We start from the raw sequence: 16,454 nt of genomic DNA, 5'->3' as shown, positions 1-16,454 counted from the left end.
CCGCGCTTTACCCGGCCGGTGTTACGGAGAGGGCCTGGCGAGCGGCCTCCGACGTGCGCCCTCCAGCGCCTGCTCACTCCCACGATGACCTCGCGCCTCGCCCTCCCCGGTGGGTGGCCCTCGATCGGTTTCGGGACGGCGGGGCAGGCCTGGCGCCTGGAAGAGCTACAGGCCGGTCTGGTCGCGGAACCGCTGGGCCTGGCGCCGCGACAGCTCGACCGCCTCGCCGGCCTCGAGGACGAGCCGGAGCCCCCCCTTGAACCACGGCTCGACGCCGACCACGTGCGCGAGGTTGACGACGTGCTTCCGGCTGGCCCGGAAGAACGCGGCCGGGTCCAGTCGGCCCTCGAGCGCGCTCAGCGACCGGAGCACGAGCGGCCGCTCGGCCCCGTGGTAGAGCCGGACGTAGTTGCCCTCGGACTCGAACAGGCGGACGTCGCCGAGCCGGACGAAGTGGAGCCGCTCGCCGTCCTTGACGAACACGCGGTCGGCCTCGCCGAGCAGCGGGCCCGCGTCGGCCGGAGGCGGGGCGGGGGGCGGGGCGCTGGCGACGCGCTCCAGCGTCTGGGCCAGGCGGGCCGGGGAGACGGGCTTGACGAGGTAGTCCAACGCCGAGACCTCGAAGGCCCGGATCGCGTGGTCGTCGTAGGCCGTCACGAACACGACGGCCGACGGCGCGCGGCCGAGCCCGGCGAGCAGGTCGAACCCGGTCTCGCGCGGCATCTGGACGTCGAGGAACAGCACGTCGGGCGGGGTCCCCGCCTGGGCGAGGTCGTCCAGCAGGTCCCGCGCCGCCGCCGCGCTGGTCGCCTCGCCGACGACCTCGACCTCGGGGTGGGCCGCGAGCAGGCGCCGGAGCTCGACGCGCGCCAGCCGCTCGTCGTCCACGACCACGGCGCGGAGCCGGGCGCTCACGGCTCGACGGGCGCGACGGCCCCGACGGGCACCAGGACCTCGGCGCGGACCGTCGCCGGGTCGGACTGGCGGACGACGAGGGCGGCGTGCTCGCCACACAGCCGCCGCAGGCGCTCCGTCGCGTTCGCCAGGCCCAGGCCGCTCTCGGGCTCGGCGTCGGGGTCGAGCCGGCCCGGGCTCTCGACGACCACGCGGACAACGCCCGCCTCGGCGCGGGCCTCGACCCGGAGCACGCCGCCCTCGGCCGTCTGGCCGATCCCGTGCTTGATCCCGTTCTCGACCAGCGTCTGGATCACCATCGGCGGGACGCGCGCCGCCAGCGCGTCGGGGTCGACCGAGACGCGGGCGTCCAGCCGGTCCTCGAACCGGAGCGCCTCCAGCGCGAGGTAGCGCCGGACGGCCTCGACCTCGTCGGCCAGCGGGACGGTCGGGCGGCGGCCCGAGGCGAGCGCGTAGCGGAGCAGGTCGGCCAGCTCGGTCACGGCCCTCCGCGCCGCGTCGGGGTCCTCGCCGACGAGCGCGCGGACGGTGTTGAGGCTGTTGAACAGGAAGTGAGGGTTGACCTGGGCCTGGAGCGCCCGCAGCTCGGCCTCGCGCGCCAGCGCCTGGAACCGCCAGCGCTCGGCGTCGGCGTGCGCCCGCTCGCGCTCGGCCCGCTGCCACCGGCGGACGCCGTGGACGCCCCCGTAGACGAGCGACCACAGCAGCACCAGGAACGACCAGTTGACCGCGGCGCCCAGCAACACCGACGCCGGCGCCTCGGCCCACCCGAGCGCCGCCGCGAGCCGGACCCCGCCCTCGGCGACCGCCGCCATCGCGCACGCCGCGACGACGCTGGCCGCTGTCAGTCGCACGGCCGCCGGCCCGACACCGAGTGTGAGCCACCCGCGCCGCCGGATCACGGCCCGGAGCGCGTGCGTGGCCCCCAACCCCAGGGCACTCGCGCCGACGCTGAACGCGAGCGCGGTCTCGGAGAACCCGCCGTACGCCACCGCCAACGCGAGGTTGACGGCGGCGTACAAGCCCCACCCGGAAAGCTGGCAGGTCCAGTAGAGGCGCGGGCTCACGGCGTGGCGGGGTCGTCGGCGAGGAACGCCCGGAGGTGCGCGGCGAACGCGGCGGGCTGGTCGAGCATGATAAAGTGCCGCGCGCCTGGGACGACCTCGACGCGGACGGCCGGGCCGTCGCCGTACTGGGCGTCGTAGAGGTCGCGGACGCCGTCCGGCCCCATCATCCCGAACCCGGCCCCGGCGGCCAACACCAACGTCGGCGTCGTGAGCGTGGGGACGAGCGGGCGCAAGTCGGTCGTGTACATGTCGTGCATGGCCTGGGCCACGGCCGCGGGGTCGGAGGCGGCGTGGACGTCGAGGTAGGCCGCGGCCGTGTCGGGGTCAGTAATCATCCCGGTCAACGCCATCTCCTGCTGGACGCGGAACTGCTCGGGCGAGGCGAGCGCCATCATGCGGAGCATCTGGGCGCCCTGCTCGGCGACGCCGGCCTCGGTCGCAGCCGGGTTCTGCATCGCGGCCAGGAACGGGACGGCGTCCACGACGACGACGTGGGAGACGGCCTCGGGCGCGGCGGCGCCGACGCGGAGCGCGGTCCACCCGCCCAAGCTGTGGCCGACGACGGCCGCCGGTCGGCCGAGCGCGCGGACGTAGGCGACCAAGTCGTCGCGGACGGCGTCGAGGAACCCGTCTTGGGTGCTGGCCTCGACGGGCGGGACGTGCCCGAACCCGGCCAGGGTCACGACGTGGAGCGTGTGCGTGCCGGAGAACGCGGCGACGGTCCCGTCCCAGACCGGGCCGGAGCTGGACAGGCCGGGGACGAGCACGACGTCGGGGCCGGAGCCGGTGACCTCGACGGCAAACGTCGCGTGCGGTGCCGCTGGCGGCTGCGCGCTCGCGCTGGCGGCGATCGTCGCCAGCAGGACGGGGAGGAGGGAGAGTCGGGACATGGCCTCGCGGGGTGTGGTGTAGCCCCAACGTCAGGGCTCCCTGCCGTTCTCGAAAGCGAACCCGGACGAGCGGTCGGTTTCCGGGACGAGCGGGACATGAGCTCCACGAGGACCCACAATCGAGCTGACGCACTAGGGAGCCCGTTCCGCCCAGCGCCGCCGAACTCTGCTCAGCGTCCCGCCAGGGGCCGGGAATTCTCAAGAGCGGCGGAACGGGCGCGGGCCGACGAAGAAGGCGGGCCACGTCGCTACGAGCGGCGGGGCGAAGACGGCGACCGGGACGAGGTTGATCATCCACACGTTGAAGGCGGCCCCGTGCGCGATCGAGAGCGCCGAGTCGGTCACGAACCACACGACGAGCCCGACGAGCGTGGCCCACCACGCCCACGGCTCGCGCCGGGCAAAGGGGACGGCGGCGATAAAAGCCTGGAGCGCGTACGACCCCGCGATCGTCGCGCCGAGCGGGCCGAGGACGAACGCGCGGAACGCCGCGGCGTCCGAGGGCTCGGCGCCGCCGTAGAACGTCTCGGCGACGGCCCCATTCCAGAGCGCCAGGAACGGCGCGTCCGGGAACAGGGCCACGACGATCCCGAACGCACAGAAGAACGCGCTGGCCCCGAGCAGCCACCTCTGCCAGAACCGGAAGGACCTGTCTGCTCTCGCTTCCGTGCTCACAGCTCCGCGAGCGTGAGCCGCGCGACGGTTTCGGTGTGCTGGCGGGTCATGGTGTCGAGGGGATCGGGCCGGTTATGCGGACCGGCACCTGAGGAGTTGCGCCGCGCAGGAGAGCATAGACCGCTCTCGTCGCACCCTGCCTCGGTCGGCCCTCCGACAAGCGGCCGTTTTCTGGACGGCTCGGTCGGGCGCGGCGACTCGGGCCTGACGGGGCCGACCAGGAACCGCGCCCGGCGGCCCCGGGGTAGCTTGCGCCGTGGCCGACGACGCACCCCAAACTCCCGCGGGCTGGCGCCCTCCGCGCGGCCTCGTTCGGCGCCTGGGCGCGCTGCTGTGGCCGTACCGCTGGCACGTCGCCGCGGCGCTCGCGCTGACGTTCACGGTCGCGTTCCTGGGCCCGCTCCGGCCGCGCCTGGTCCAGACCGCCGTCGACGACTTCATCATCCCCGGCGACGTGCCCGGGCTGGTCCGGATCGTGCTCCTGATCGCGGCCGTGCTCGCGGCCGAGGGCGTGGCCTACTTCGGGCTCGGCTACCTCACGCAGTGGGTCGGGCAGCACGCGCTCTACGACCTCCGCACGCGCGTCTTCCGGTTCGTCGAGCGCCAGCGGCTCGCGTTCTTCGACAAGACGCCCCTCGGCACGTTGATCACCCGGGCGACGTCGGACATCGAGGCGCTCGCGGACCTGCTCTCGGCCGGCGCCGTGACGATGCTGGGCGACCTGGCGCGGCTGGTGTTCATCGGCTACTTCATGCTGTCGCTCGACGTCGAGCTCGGGCTCGTCGCCCTCCTCGCGCTGCCGCCGATGGTCCTGGCGACCGAGGTGTTCCGGCGCAAGATGCGGGCGGCGTACCGCGAGACGCGGAAGCAGGTCGGCCGGCTCAACGCCTTCTTGCAGGAGCACGTGACGGGGATGAGCGTGGTCCAGATCTTCGGCCGCGAGCCCGAGGAGCAGCGCCGCTTTGAAGCGGTCAACGCGGCCCACCGCGACGCCCACGTCCAGACGGTCTACTACTACGCCCTGTTCTACCCCGTCGTCGACATCATCGCGTCGGCCGCGCTGGCCCTCGTGATCTGGTTCGGGGGGACCGAGGCCATGCGCGAGGCGGTCACGATCGGCACGCTGATCGCGTTCGTCCAGTACGTCCGCCTGTTCTTCGAGCCGGTCCGGAACCTGTCCGACCAGCTCAACTCGATCCAGGCCGCGTTCGCCGCGTCCGAGCGCGTGTTCGACTTGCTCGACGACGACCAGTCGCTGGCGGAGCCGGCCACGCCGACACGTCTGCCGAACGGCCGCGCCGCCGGCCGGATCGCGTTCGAGGACGTGTGGTTCGCGTACGAGCGGCTCCCTACGGTCGCGGGAAATGGGAACGAGGAACTGGGAAATGGGCAGAACGGCGAGGGAGGCACAGAGGCATCCGGCGACGATCCGTCCGTTCCCCGTTCCCCGTTCCCCGTTCCCCCTGAGCCGGACTGGAACTGGGTCTTGCGCGACGTCTCGTTCACGGCCGAGCCCGGCGACACCCTGGCCCTCGTCGGCGCGACGGGCTCGGGGAAGACGACGATCCTGTCACTGCTGCTCCGGTTCTACGAGCCCCAGCGCGGGCGCATCACGCTCGACGGGGTCGACGTGCGCGAGCTGCCGCTGGCCGAGCTCCGCCGCCAGGTCGGGCTCGTGCTCCAGGACGTCTTCCTGTTCTCCGGGTCCATCGCCGAGAACGTCACGCTCGGCGACCCCGACGTGTCGACCGAGCGCGTGGCGGAGGCCGCCCGACTCGTCGGGGCCGACCGGTTTATCGACGCGCTGCCGGCCGGCTACGCCTCCGACGTCGGCGAGCGGGGGGCGACGTTGTCGCTGGGCCAGCGCCAGCTGCTCTCGTTCGTCCGGGCGCTGCTGTACGACCCGGCCGTGCTCGTGCTCGACGAGGCCACGTCGTCGGTCGACACCGAGACCGAGGAGATGGTCCAGCGAGCCGTCGACGTGCTGATGGAGGGGCGGACGGCGCTCGTCGTGGCCCACCGGCTCTCGACGGTCCAGCACGCCGACCAGATCCTGGTCCTGCACAAGGGCGAGGTCCGCGAGCGCGGCGACCACCAGGCGCTCCTCGCGGCCGACGGCCTGTACCGCCGGCTCTACGAGCTCCAGTACGCCGACCAGGAGCGGGCGGCGACGGCGTAGACGACGGCTCGGTCCGCGCTCCTCCTGAGGGCCGTTGACGTCGGGCGAGGCCCCGGCCTGAGAGCGGAAGAGGCCGCACAGGACTGCTCCAATGGAGCAAAGTCGAGGGGATCTGAAATAGACTGGCGAGTTGTCGCCCGCGTGCTGCATATTGCAGCTTCTCCTCTCCATCCGTGACTGCCCCTCCCCTGGCCCGCGCAGGCGCAGTCACCCTCCCCACCGCGTCATGAGGCTTTCGTCTACGCTCACACGGCGACTCTCGCAGCCCATCCTCCTCACCGCGCTCGTGCTGGCGGCTGCGCTCCCGGCCTCGGCCGCCATCATCACGGTCAACTCGTCCACCGACGACGGGACGGGGTGCACGCTCCGCGAGGCCGTGGCCTCGGCCAACACGGACTCGGCCATCGGCGGGTGCACGGCCGGCGACGACTCGAACGACGAGATCCAGTTCACCGTCGCCACGGTCGCCCTCGCAGGCCCGGGGCTCAGGGTCGAAGAGTCCCTGACGGTGAGCGGGCCGGTCACGATCACAGCGGCTCCGTCGCGGCGGATCTTCCGAGTGGGCGCGCCTGGGGACGTCGTCTTTGACAACATCACGTTCCGCGGGGGCTTCAGGGACGGCGGCGCTATCGCCATCATCGACGCGTCCGTCACGGTCACCAACTGCCAGTTCAACAGCAACCGGGCCCCGCTCACGGGAGGAGCGATCATGGTCCTCGCCCCGGGCTCGCTCACGGTGGACGGCTCGTCCTTCACGGGCAACCGCTCGCTCGGCAGCAGCGCGAACGAGGGCGGCGGCGCGATCTACACCGACGGCGCCCCCGTCACGGTCACGAACTCGACGTTCACGGACAACCGGGCGCTGGGGACGTCCGGCTCGGGCGGGGCGATCCTGAGCCCGAACGGGGCGACGCTGACCGTCGAGAACTCGACGTTCACGCTCAACCGGTCGCAGCGGGCCGGCGGGGCCATCGAGACGGTCGGCGGGACGACCGAGATCACCGGGGGCACGTTCGACCGGAACACGGCCGGGTCGAACCCCGGCAACGGCGGCGCCGTCCACGGCGGCGGCGACGTGTCGATCACGATCCGGAACAGCACGGCCATGCGGAACCGGGCCCAGGAGGGCGGCGCGTACTGGATCTCCGGCTCCGGCACCCTCACGCTGATGGGCGGGACGCTCATGACCAACCTCGCCGAGGGCGACGACGCCGACAAGGGGGGTGGCGGCGTCTACGTCGACGGTGGTACCCTGACCGTCGAGATGGGCGACGAGGGGACGACCTTCGTGAACAACCGGGCGGTCGGAGCCTCGGGCTCGGGCGGCGCCATCCTGGTCAACGGCGGCTCGGCCACGCTGGACAGCGCGACGTTTAGCGAGAACCGGTCGCAGCGGGCCGGCGGCGCCATCGAGGTCACGGCTAGCGACTCGGGCGCCGACGTCGACGTCACGATCATGAACTCGGCGTTCACTGAGAACGTGACGGCCATGGCGCCGGGCAACGGCGGGGCCATCCACACGACGACCGGCGACGTCGACCTCGACATCGACGACACCGAGTTCTCGGGCAACGAGGCCGGCTCCGAAGGCGGCGCCATCTGGATCAACACCGGGACCACGCTCACCCTCGACAACTCCACGCTGTCCTCGAACGCAGCGCGCGGCCGGACGCTCGGCAACGGCGGCGGCGGCCTCTACGTCAACGGCGGCGACGCGACCGTCACCACGACGACCATCGCCAACAACCGGACGTTCGACGCGAACTCGAGCGGCGGCGGCATCCAGGCCGTGAGCGGCACGACGACGGTCTCGCAGAGCCTGGTCTCGAACAACACGAGCGGCAACGGTGGCGGCCTGGCTGCGTACTCCGGCGCCTCGATCACGGTCGAGAACTCGACGGTCTACGCCAACAACGCTCGGTTCGGCGCTGGCGCCTTCGCCTCGGACGGGTCGATCACCTTCGACAGCGCGACGATTGCCGAGAACGTGGCGAGCATCGCCGGCGGCGGCCTCAACACCGAGGGCGAGACGTCGATGACGCTCCGAAACACGATCGTCGCTGACAACGAGGCGACAAACCGACCCAACCTCCGGGGCCAGTTCGAGTCCGACGGGTTCAACGTGATCGGGACGACGCCGTCGGACGACACCTTCCCGGCCCAGTCGAGCGACCAGACCGGGACGGACCCGATGCTGGAGCCGCTCGCCGACAACGGCGGGCCGACGCTGACGGCGGCGCTGATGAGTGGGAGCCCGGCCATCGACGCCGGCAACACCGACCTCGACGTCGACCAGCGCGGGTTTAGCCGGGACGACGGGTCCGACGACGTCGGCGCGTTCGAGGCCGGCGAGACGAGCGAGGACCTTATCGCCGCCCCGTCGTCGGCGCTCGAGTCGATGACGGAGCCGGTCCGGCTCGGCGTGGCCCCGAACCCGTTCGGGGCCCGGGCCTCGGCCACGTTCGCCGTCCGCGAGGCCCAGCCGGTCACGGTCGCGCTCTACGACGTGATGGGCCGCCGGGTCCAGGACGTGTTCTCAGGCCCGGCCCAGGCCGAGGGCGTGATCTCGGTCGACGTCGACGGGTCGTCGCTGGCCGCGGGCGTCTACGTCCTCGTGCTCCAGGGCCAGACGGTCCGGGCCACCCAGCAGGTCACCGTCACCCGCTGACGTCTCCCGGTTTATCTGACCGTAGCGAGGCCCCCTGCTCTAGCGAGCGGGGGGCCTCGTTTGTATGGCCGTGCGGTATCCCTTCCGCTGAAAGAGGATCCCATGGCGTACGCGCCGGGCGCGTCCGGGCCCACGGCCGGGCCGATCCCTGTAGGACGACGGGCCCTCGCCCTGTGAAATCTGGCGAGGAACAACCGGTGGGAAAGCGCGAGCCCGTCGCCTGGTCAGAGTCAGCGGCGGACGTCTCGGCGCGAAAGACGCAGGCTCTCGGGGCGAAAGACTCGCAATTCGGTCATGGAACTGTCAGGCGCTTGCTCCATATTGGCTTCACCCCTACCATCGGTACGCGCGGCATCCCTGGCTCTGTGGCAACGCGGCTTCTCTCTCCCCCATCTCCTTGATCCTATGAGGCTCACACCTACCCTCGGCCGGCTGCTTCCGCAGTCCGCCCTCTTTGCCGCGCTCGGACTCGCATTTGCGCTCCCGGCCTCGGCCGCCACCATCACGGTCGACTCGGCCACGGACGACGGGGCCGGGTGCACGCTCCGCGAGGCCGTGGCCTCGGCCAACACGGACACGGCCGTCGGCGGGTGCACGGCCGGCGACGACTCGAACGACGAGATCCAGTTCGCCGTCGCCACGGTCACGCTGACGGCGGGCCAGCTCACCATCACGGAGGAGGTCACCGTGAGCGGGCCGGTCACGATCACGGCCGCCTCGGGCAGCCGGATCTTCCAGGTCGACGGCGACGACGACGTCTCGTTTGCCGACGTCACGTTCCAGGGCGGCCGGGACAACGGCGGCGCGCTCTTGATCACGGGCGGTGCCGACGTCACGGTAACGGACGGGGCGGCCACCCAGAACAGGGCCCCGGTCTTCGGCGGCGCGTTCTGGGTCTCGGCCGAGGGCAGCCTCACCGTCGACGGCACATCCTTCACGGGCAACCAGGCCCGCGGCAGCGCGGCGAACGAGGGCGGCGGCGCGATCTACACCGACGGCGGCGACGTCACGGTGACCGACGCCACATTCACCGACAACCGGGCGCTCGGGACCTCGGGCTCGGGCGGGGCGATCCTCAACCCGAACGGGGCGAGCCTGACGGTGATGAGCTCAGCGTTCACGCTCAACCGGTCGCAGCGGGCCGGTGGGGCCATCGAGACGGTCGGTGGGGCCACGCTCATCACCGGGGGCTCGTTCGACCGGAACACGGCTGGGACGAACCCCGGCAACGGCGGCGCCGTCCACGGCGGCGGCGACGTGTCCATCGTGATCGCCGAGACCGTGGCGACGGGCAACCGGGCCAACGAGGGCGGCGCGTACTGGATCTCCGGGTCTGGCACGATGACGCTCCAGGGCATCACGGCCACCGGCAACATCGCCGAGGGCGCCGACGCCGACAAGGGCGGCGGCGCGGTCTACTCGGACGGCGGGACGCTCCGGATCGACACCGGCAGCGCCCCCTCGAACCTGTCACAGAACCGGGCCACCGGGGCCTCGGGCTCGGGCGGAGCCGTGCTCGTCAACGGCGGGACGGCCATGTTCATCAACGTCACGTTTAGTCAGAACCGGTCGCAGCGGGCCGGCGGGGCCATCGAGATCACGGCCGGCGACGCCGACGACGAGGTCGAGGTGACCGTTTCGTCGGGCACGTTCATGGCGAATGTGACGGCCATGGCGCCGGGCAACGGCGGGGCCATCCACACGACGACCGGCGACATTGACCTGACCATCGCCGACACCGAGTTCTCGGGCAACGAGGCCGGCTCCGAAGGCGGCGCCCTGTGGATCAACACCGGGACCATGCTCGCGCTCATGGGCTCGGACCTCACCTCGAACGAGGCCCGGGGCTCGGGCGCCGACAACGGCGGCGGCGGCCTGTACGTCAACGGCGGCGACGCGACCGTCACCACGACGACCATCAACGCGAACCGGACGTTCGGCCAGACCCCGGCCGGCGGCGGCATCCTTGCCGGCGGCGGGACGACGACGGTCTCGCAGAGCCTGATCGTCAACAACACGTCGGGCAACGGCGGCGGCCTGGCCGTCCTCGACGGGGCCTCGGCCACGGTCGAGAACTCGACGATCTACGCCAACAACGCGCGCCTGGGCGGCGGCGTGTTCTCGATGAGCGGGTCGATCGACTTCGACAGCGCGACCATCGCCGAGAACGAGGCGACGGTCGGCGGCGGCGGGCTCTACAACCAGAACACGCCGAACCAGGGCGACCCGTTCGTGACGCTCCGGAACACGATCGTCGCCGACAACCAAGCGACGAACGGGCCGAACCTCCAGGGCCGCTACGGCTCGAACGGGTGGAACGTGATCGGGACGACGCCGTCGGCGCTCACCTTCCCGGCCCAGTCGAGCGACCAGACCGGGACGGACCCGATGCTGGAGCCGCTCGCCGACAACGGTGGGCCGACGCTGACGGCGGCGCTGATGAGTGGGAGCCCGGCCATCGACGCCGGCAACACCGACCTCGACGTCGACCAGCGCGGCGTGGCCCGGACCGAGCCCGACGACGTCGGCGCGGTCGAGTTCGGCGACGCGACCGGCGGCGGCGAGGAGGGCATGGCCCTCGTCATCACCGGCGTCATCGACGCGACGCTCTCGGGCGGGACGCCGAAGGCCATCGAGTTCTACGTCTTGGAAGACGTCGCCGACCTCTCGGTCTACGGCGTCGAGTCGGCCAACAACGGGGGCGGCGCGGACGGTCCCGAGTTCACGTTCCCGGCGGTCTCGGCCTCGGCCGGCGACTTCATCTACGTCGCGAGCGAGGTGCCCAACTTCACCGAGTGGTTCGGGTTCGCCCCGGACTACACCGCCGGCGCCGCCAACATCAACGGCGACGACGCCATCGTCCTTTACTTCACCGGCGACGGCGACAACGAGGTTGTCGACACGTTCGGTGATCCCGATACGGACGGGACCGGCGAGGAGTGGGAGTACACCAACGGCTGGGCCTACCGCTCGGACGGGACCGGCCCGGACGGCGACTTCGACCCGGACAACTGGTTCTACAGCGGCGTCGACGCGCTCAACGGCGAGACGTCGAACGACACCGCCGACACCCCCTTCCCGGTCGGGTCGTACTCGCCGGGGATCGACCAGACAATTCTGGCCGCCCCGGCCTCGCTGGTCGAGTCGATGACGGAGCCGGTCCGGCTCGGCGTGGCCCCGAACCCGTTCGGGGCCCGGGCCTCGGCCACGTTCGCCGTGGCTGAGGGCCAGCCGGTCACCGTCGCGCTCTACGACGTGATGGGCCGCCGGGTCCAGGACGTGTTCTCAGGCCCGGCCCAGGCCGAGACGCCGTTCGAGGTCGACATCGACGGGTTGTCGCTGGCCGCGGGCGTCTACGTCCTCGTGCTCCAGGGCGAGACGGTCCGGGCCACGCGCCAAGTCACCGTCGCCCGCTAGCGCGGACGCCACCACCCGGCCTCAGCCGGTGCGTCACGGGTCCCCCCGTTCTTCGGAGCGGGGGGGCCCGCTGCATGACGGGGGTTGACATGGTGCCACCGCAACCTTATCGTTCATCGTCGATCGACGATCATCTTGTTCCACCAGACTCCCACCTCTATGGCATCCTGTGCCTGCTGCGACTGCGGTTGCGGCGACGGTGGCTGCTGCGACTCCGGTCGTTGCTGCTGCTGCTAACCCCTTCCGGCGGCGGGGCCCGTCTCCGCCGCCGGTCCTGCCTTTGTCTCTCATGACCGACACCTCCCCTTCTCACGCCGCGCTCGCGGACTGGGCGAAGGCCCTCGCTCACCCAGCACGGCTCGCCATCTTGAAGACGCTCGGCGCGCGCGGCCAGTGCGTGTGCGGCGAGGTCGTCGAGGTCGTCGGGTTGGCCCAGTCGACGGTGTCCCAGCACCTCAAGGTCCTCCGCGAGGCCGGCCTTATCACCGGCACCGCCGACGGTCCGCGCTCGTGCTACTGCCTCGACGACGACGCGCTGGCCGCCCTCTCCGACCGCTTCTCCGACTTTTTCGACGGACTCGTCCCGTGCTCCTGCGATGACGACTGCTGCTGACGCCCGCCCCTCCGTCCTGTTCGTGTGCACCCACAACTCGGCCCGGTCGCAGCTCGCCGAAGGGCTGTTGCGGGACCGTCACGGCGACCGATTTGAGGCGTTCAGCGCGGGGACGGTCGCGCGCGGCGTCCACCCGCTGGCCGCCGACGCCTTGCGCGAGGTCGACATCGACCCGAGTGGGCAAACGTCGAAGACGATCGACGAGCTGGGGGACCGGACGTTCGACGTGGTCGTGACCGTGTGCGACTCGGCGCGTGAGGCGTGCCCGTACCTGCCGGCTCGGATTCGCAACGTCCACCGCGCCTTCCGCGACCCGTCCGCCGTGGAGGGGTCCGAGGCCGAGCGCCGGGCGGCGTTCGCGGCCGTCCGTGACGAGATTGGAGCCTGGCTCGACGCGGCTTTCGGACGCCCCGAGCCCGCGACGAGCGCCGACTGGCCCGCCCTCCGCGACCTCCTCTCCGCCTCCGACCTACCCACGCGCGACCTGTCGGCGTCGGACGCCGGCCGCTTCCTCGTCCTCCGCGCTGGGAACGCCGTCGTCGGGTGCGTGGCCGTCGAGCCGTACGGCGACGCGGGCCTGCTCCGGTCGCTCGCCGTCGCGCCCGAGCTCCGGGGCCTCGGCCTCGGCGACCGGCTCGTCGACGCGGCTGAGGCGACGGCCCGCACGGGCGGCCTGGGCTCGCTGGTCCTGCTGACGACCACGGCCGCGGGCTTCTTCCAGGCCCGCGGCTACGCTCCGCTCGACCGGGCCGATGCGCCCCCCGCCATCCGCCAGTCCAGCGAGTTCACGGCGACGTGCCCCGCCTCGGCCGCTTGTCTGGGCAAAGCGCTATCCCCCTGAGACGTCGGGGCACCGGGCGGCGGCGAACAACGTTGTCCCAGCCTCTCGCCCCCCTCGCCATGCGCACGCTCGCCGCCCTCGTCCTCTTGTCGCTCGGCTTGGCCGGCTGCGCGACGGCCTCGATCGAGGAGGCCTACGGCCAGCCCGACCCGTTCGAGTGGACCTACTTCCACGGCTCGCCGGGCGACGTGGTCTCGGCCATCGGCGAGGCGTTCCAGCAGTCGGGCACCCGGATCGAGTCGGTCCAGAACGAGGCCGACGGCGTCGTGATGACGCTCTCGACTCGGTTCGGCTCGGCCGACTTCTCCCAGATCCGCGTCCAGGCGACCGACGTCGAGGACTACTCGGCGCGAGCGCAAATCTACCCGCAGGGCGACCCGCTGCCGCGCTGGCTGGAGACCGAGGTCTCGGGCCGGATGTGACCCGGCCCGGCGGTATCGTGGGCCCATGACCGCTGCCCGCCTCTCGCTCGTCGCCCTCGCTGTCCTGGCGGGGTGCCGGGCCCCCACCCCGCCCGTGCCCGACCCCTCGCCGCTCGTGGCCTCCGTCGAGGCCGTCGTCGCTCGGTACCCGGGCGCGACCGTCGCCGTGGCCGTCCGCCGCGCCGCACCGGGCGACACCATCGTCTACCGCCGGAACGCCGACCGCCCGTTCCACGCCGCCTCGACGATGAAGGTGGGCGTGATGGTCGAGGCCTTCCGCCAGGTCGAGGCCGGCCGCCGGGCCTGGGACGACCCGGTCCGCGTCGAGAACCGGTTCCGCTCGATCGTCGACGGGTCCGAGTACCGGATCGAGGACGACACGGACGACGGGCTCTACGCGCTCCAGGGCCAGGACGTGACGTTCCGCGACCTGGTCGAGCGCGCCATCACCACGTCGTCGAACCTGGCGACGAACCTGCTCATCGGGCTCGTCACGGCCGACTCGGTCCAGGCCACGATGGACCGGCTGGAGGCGCCCGACCTCCGCGTGCTCCGGGGCGTCGAGGACCTGAAAGCGTTCCGCGCCGGCCTCAGCAACGCGACGACCGCGAACGCGCTGGCGACCGTCCTGGAGGCGATCCGCGACGGCCGCGCCGTCTCGCCCGCAGCCGACGCCGAGATGCGCGACATCCTGGACGACCAGGCGTTCAACGAGATGATCCCGGCCGGCCTGCCACCGGGCACGCGCGTCGCGCACAAAACGGGCTGGATCACCGAGATCCACCACGACGCCGCCATCGTCTACCCGACCGAGGGAGCCCCCTACGTGCTGGTGATCCTGACCGAGGGGATCGCCGACCGCGAGGCGTCGGCGCGGCTGGGCGCCGAGATCACGCGCGCCGTCCACACCGCGCTGGCGGGCTGACGCGCCTCGGCGAGAGGGACAAGGGGGGAGCGCAGGGCAGGCGCGTTCTCCAACCCGCGAGCCGGACTCGGAGTGTGGGGGACGTCCACTCCCATACGCCCACACCCCCGCCCTCCGAACCCGTCTCCGAGCCGCGAGCCGAGAATGGCGCTCGCCCTGGGGGGAGCGCGGACGAGCGATAGGCGTAGGTTCAGCGCCCCGCCCCCCACGCCTGCTCGTGCCCCTTCGCTCCGCTCTCGCTGCCCTCCTCACCCTCGCTGGCCTCGGAGTGGCCGGGTGCTCCGGCCCCGAGCCTGTCCGCCCGGCGCCGCCGGCTGTGGTGGCCCCTCCCGCTCCGGCACCCGTCCCGACGCCGCCGCCCGCGCCCGCCGACCCGATGCGCGGCGGCGAGGTGGTCGACGCGGCGACGCTGCCCGGGCCGACGCGCGAGTTCCGCGCGGCCTGGATCGCGACCGTCGCCAACATCGACTGGCCGAGCCGGCCCGGCCTGACGCCCGAGCAGCAGCGGACGGAGCTGACCGGGCTGCTCGACCGAGCGCAGGAGGTGGGGCTCAACGCCGTCGTGCTCCAGGTCCGCCCGCAAGCCGACGCCCTGTACTTCTCGGCCATCGAGCCGTGGTCGGGCTACCTCACCGGCGAGCAGGGCCGGGCGCCGAACCCGTGGTACGACCCGTTGGCGTTCGCCATTGACGAGGCGCACGCGCGCGGGCTCGAGCTCCACGCCTGGTTCAACCCGTACCGGGCCGGCCACCCGGCCGCCGTCGGCGGAACGGACCTCACCCACATCTCGCGCCAGCGGCCCGACTTGGTCCGCCGCTACGGCGACTACCTGTGGCTCGACCCCGGCGAGCCCGAGGCCGCCGACCACTCGCTGGGCGTGATCTTGGACGTGGTCCGCCGCTACGACGTCGACGGCGTCCACCTCGACGACTACTTCTACCCGTACCCCGTCAACGACCGCCGCGGCCGACGCACCCCGTTCCCCGACGCCGACTCGTACGCTCGGGCACAGGCCGCCGGCGAGACGCTGGGCCGCGACGACTGGCGCCGCCAGAACGTCGACCAATTCATCGAGCGGCTCTACGACGGCGTCAAGGCCGAGAAGCCCCACGTCAAGGTCGGCATCAGCCCGTTCGGGATCTGGCGGCCGGGCCACCCGGCGTCGGTGACAGGCTTCGACCAGTACGCCGAGATCTACGCCGACGCGCGGAAGTGGTGGCGCGAGGGCTGGCTGGACTACCTCGCGCCCCAGCTCTACTGGGCCATCAGCAGCCGGGGCCAGAGTTTTCCGGCGCTGCTGGACTGGTGGGGGTCGGAGAACGTTCGGGGCCGCCACCTGTGGCCCGGCCTCTACGACAGCCGGACGCTGCCCGACGTCGGCGGGTACCGGCCCCAAGAGATCGTCGACCAGGTCCGGCTGGTCCGCGACGACGCCGAGGCGACGGGGACCGTCCACTTCTCGATGAAGGCGCTGCTCGACCGCTACTCGTCGCTCGGCGACGACCTGGCGGCGGGCCCGTACGCCGAGCCGGCGCTCGTCCCGGCGACGCCCTGGCTCGACGCCGAGCCGCCCGACGCCCCGCGCCTCGCGGTCACCCGGCGCGGCGATGGGGCCGACGTGATCGCCCTCCCTGGCGGGGCCGAGCCCGTGCGCCAGTGGGTCGTCCGCTCGCGGCGCGGGGGGGCGTGGACCTGGGAGATCGTCCCAGGCGACGTCGGGACGTACGTGCTGCCGGCCGACGGCGGGCCGGTCGAGACCGTGGCCGTGTCGGGGATCGACCGGGTCGGGAACGAGGGGCCGGCCCGGGTGGTCGAGGTCGGTGGGAGGTAGGGAGCCCAGGC

Annotated in this window: 12 protein-coding genes; 8 read left to right on the top strand and 4 right to left on the bottom strand. The window is 72.4% G+C overall.

Translation table 11 applies throughout. From position 1 onward, the window contains the following. Positions 1 to 165: 165 nt before the first annotated feature. From ACOOHE_RS06180 to ACOOHE_RS06165, 4 genes are all read right to left on the bottom strand, one after another. Positions 166 to 915, bottom strand: a complete 750-nt coding sequence (locus tag ACOOHE_RS06180) for a LytR/AlgR family response regulator transcription factor (RefSeq protein WP_420456930.1) — start codon at positions 913 to 915, stop codon at positions 166 to 168. Continuing rightward, complete coding sequence (locus tag ACOOHE_RS06175; protein WP_420456929.1) at positions 912 to 1,982, bottom strand: sensor histidine kinase; 1,071 nt, start codon at positions 1,980 to 1,982, stop codon at positions 912 to 914. The genes ACOOHE_RS06180 and ACOOHE_RS06175 overlap by 4 nt, the downstream gene beginning before the upstream one ends. Then, on the bottom strand, positions 1,979 to 2,872 hold the full coding sequence (locus ACOOHE_RS06170; protein ID WP_420456928.1) for an alpha/beta fold hydrolase: 894 nt from the start codon (positions 2,870 to 2,872) through the stop codon (positions 1,979 to 1,981). Before ACOOHE_RS06170 ends, ACOOHE_RS06175 begins: the two co-directional genes overlap by 4 nt. Before the next feature lie 198 nt (positions 2,873 to 3,070). Then, entirely contained in the window at positions 3,071 to 3,454 is a 384-nt protein-coding gene (locus tag ACOOHE_RS06165; RefSeq protein ID WP_420456927.1) for a hypothetical protein, read from the bottom strand. A gap of 349 nt (positions 3,455 to 3,803) precedes the next feature. Here ACOOHE_RS06165 and ACOOHE_RS06160 point away from each other — a divergent pair, with 349 nt between their 5' ends. The 8 genes from ACOOHE_RS06160 to ACOOHE_RS06125 all read left to right on the top strand — a co-directional run bounded on the left by ACOOHE_RS06160 (position 3,804) and on the right by ACOOHE_RS06125 (position 16,443). Continuing rightward, a complete protein-coding gene (locus tag ACOOHE_RS06160; RefSeq protein ID WP_420456926.1) occupies positions 3,804 to 5,726 on the top strand; it encodes an ABC transporter ATP-binding protein in 1,923 nt (640 codons plus the stop codon). A 226-nt stretch (positions 5,727 to 5,952) separates the two neighbouring features. Beyond that, positions 5,953 to 8,394 (top strand): choice-of-anchor Q domain-containing protein, encoded by a 2,442-nt coding sequence (locus tag ACOOHE_RS06155; RefSeq protein WP_420456925.1) that lies wholly within the window; start codon positions 5,953 to 5,955, stop codon positions 8,392 to 8,394. 405 nt (positions 8,395 to 8,799) lie between these two features. Then, positions 8,800 to 11,811: a choice-of-anchor Q domain-containing protein gene (locus tag ACOOHE_RS06150; RefSeq protein WP_420456924.1), complete on the top strand. Its 3,012-nt coding sequence runs from the start codon at positions 8,800 to 8,802 to the stop codon at positions 11,809 to 11,811. 289 nt (positions 11,812 to 12,100) lie between these two features. Beyond that, positions 12,101 to 12,424 (top strand): ArsR/SmtB family transcription factor, encoded by a 324-nt coding sequence (locus ACOOHE_RS06145; RefSeq protein WP_420456923.1) that lies wholly within the window; start codon positions 12,101 to 12,103, stop codon positions 12,422 to 12,424. Further along, on the top strand, positions 12,408 to 13,265 hold the full coding sequence (gene arsN2, locus ACOOHE_RS06140) for an arsenic resistance N-acetyltransferase ArsN2 (RefSeq protein WP_420456922.1): 858 nt from the start codon (positions 12,408 to 12,410) through the stop codon (positions 13,263 to 13,265). Before ACOOHE_RS06145 ends, arsN2 begins: the two co-directional genes overlap by 17 nt. Before the next feature lie 59 nt (positions 13,266 to 13,324). Then, positions 13,325 to 13,687: a hypothetical protein gene (locus ACOOHE_RS06135; RefSeq protein ID WP_420456921.1), complete on the top strand. Its 363-nt coding sequence runs from the start codon at positions 13,325 to 13,327 to the stop codon at positions 13,685 to 13,687. Between the two features lie 25 nt (positions 13,688 to 13,712). Beyond that, positions 13,713 to 14,612: a serine hydrolase gene (locus ACOOHE_RS06130; RefSeq protein ID WP_420456920.1), complete on the top strand. Its 900-nt coding sequence runs from the start codon at positions 13,713 to 13,715 to the stop codon at positions 14,610 to 14,612. Between the two features lie 319 nt (positions 14,613 to 14,931). Then, positions 14,932 to 16,443 (top strand): glycoside hydrolase family 10 protein, encoded by a 1,512-nt coding sequence (locus tag ACOOHE_RS06125; RefSeq protein WP_420456919.1) that lies wholly within the window; start codon positions 14,932 to 14,934, stop codon positions 16,441 to 16,443. Positions 16,444 to 16,454: the final 11 nt, after the last annotated feature.

It is taken from the genome of Rubrivirga sp. (genome assembly GCF_965213695.1).
In the GTDB taxonomy this organism is placed as follows: domain Bacteria; phylum Bacteroidota; class Rhodothermia; order Rhodothermales; family Rubricoccaceae; genus Rubrivirga.
This window is presented reverse-complemented; position numbering and strand designations above follow the sequence as displayed.

Excerpts from the sequence above, each read along its gene's own strand:
- ACOOHE_RS06150 (WP_420456924.1), top strand. The coding sequence starts at position 8,800 with ATGAGGCTCACACCTACCCTCGGCCGGCTGCTTCCGCAGTCCGCCCTC.
- ACOOHE_RS06155 (WP_420456925.1), top strand. The coding sequence starts at position 5,953 with ATGAGGCTTTCGTCTACGCTCACACGGCGACTCTCGCAGCCCATCCTC.
- ACOOHE_RS06145 (WP_420456923.1), top strand. The coding sequence starts at position 12,101 with ATGACCGACACCTCCCCTTCTCACGCCGCGCTCGCGGACTGGGCGAAG.
- ACOOHE_RS06170 (WP_420456928.1), bottom strand. The coding sequence starts at position 2,872 with ATGTCCCGACTCTCCCTCCTCCCCGTCCTGCTGGCGACGATCGCCGCC.
- ACOOHE_RS06135 (WP_420456921.1), top strand. The coding sequence starts at position 13,325 with ATGCGCACGCTCGCCGCCCTCGTCCTCTTGTCGCTCGGCTTGGCCGGC.
- ACOOHE_RS06130 (WP_420456920.1), top strand. The coding sequence starts at position 13,713 with ATGACCGCTGCCCGCCTCTCGCTCGTCGCCCTCGCTGTCCTGGCGGGG.
- arsN2 (WP_420456922.1), top strand. The coding sequence starts at position 12,408 with ATGACGACTGCTGCTGACGCCCGCCCCTCCGTCCTGTTCGTGTGCACC.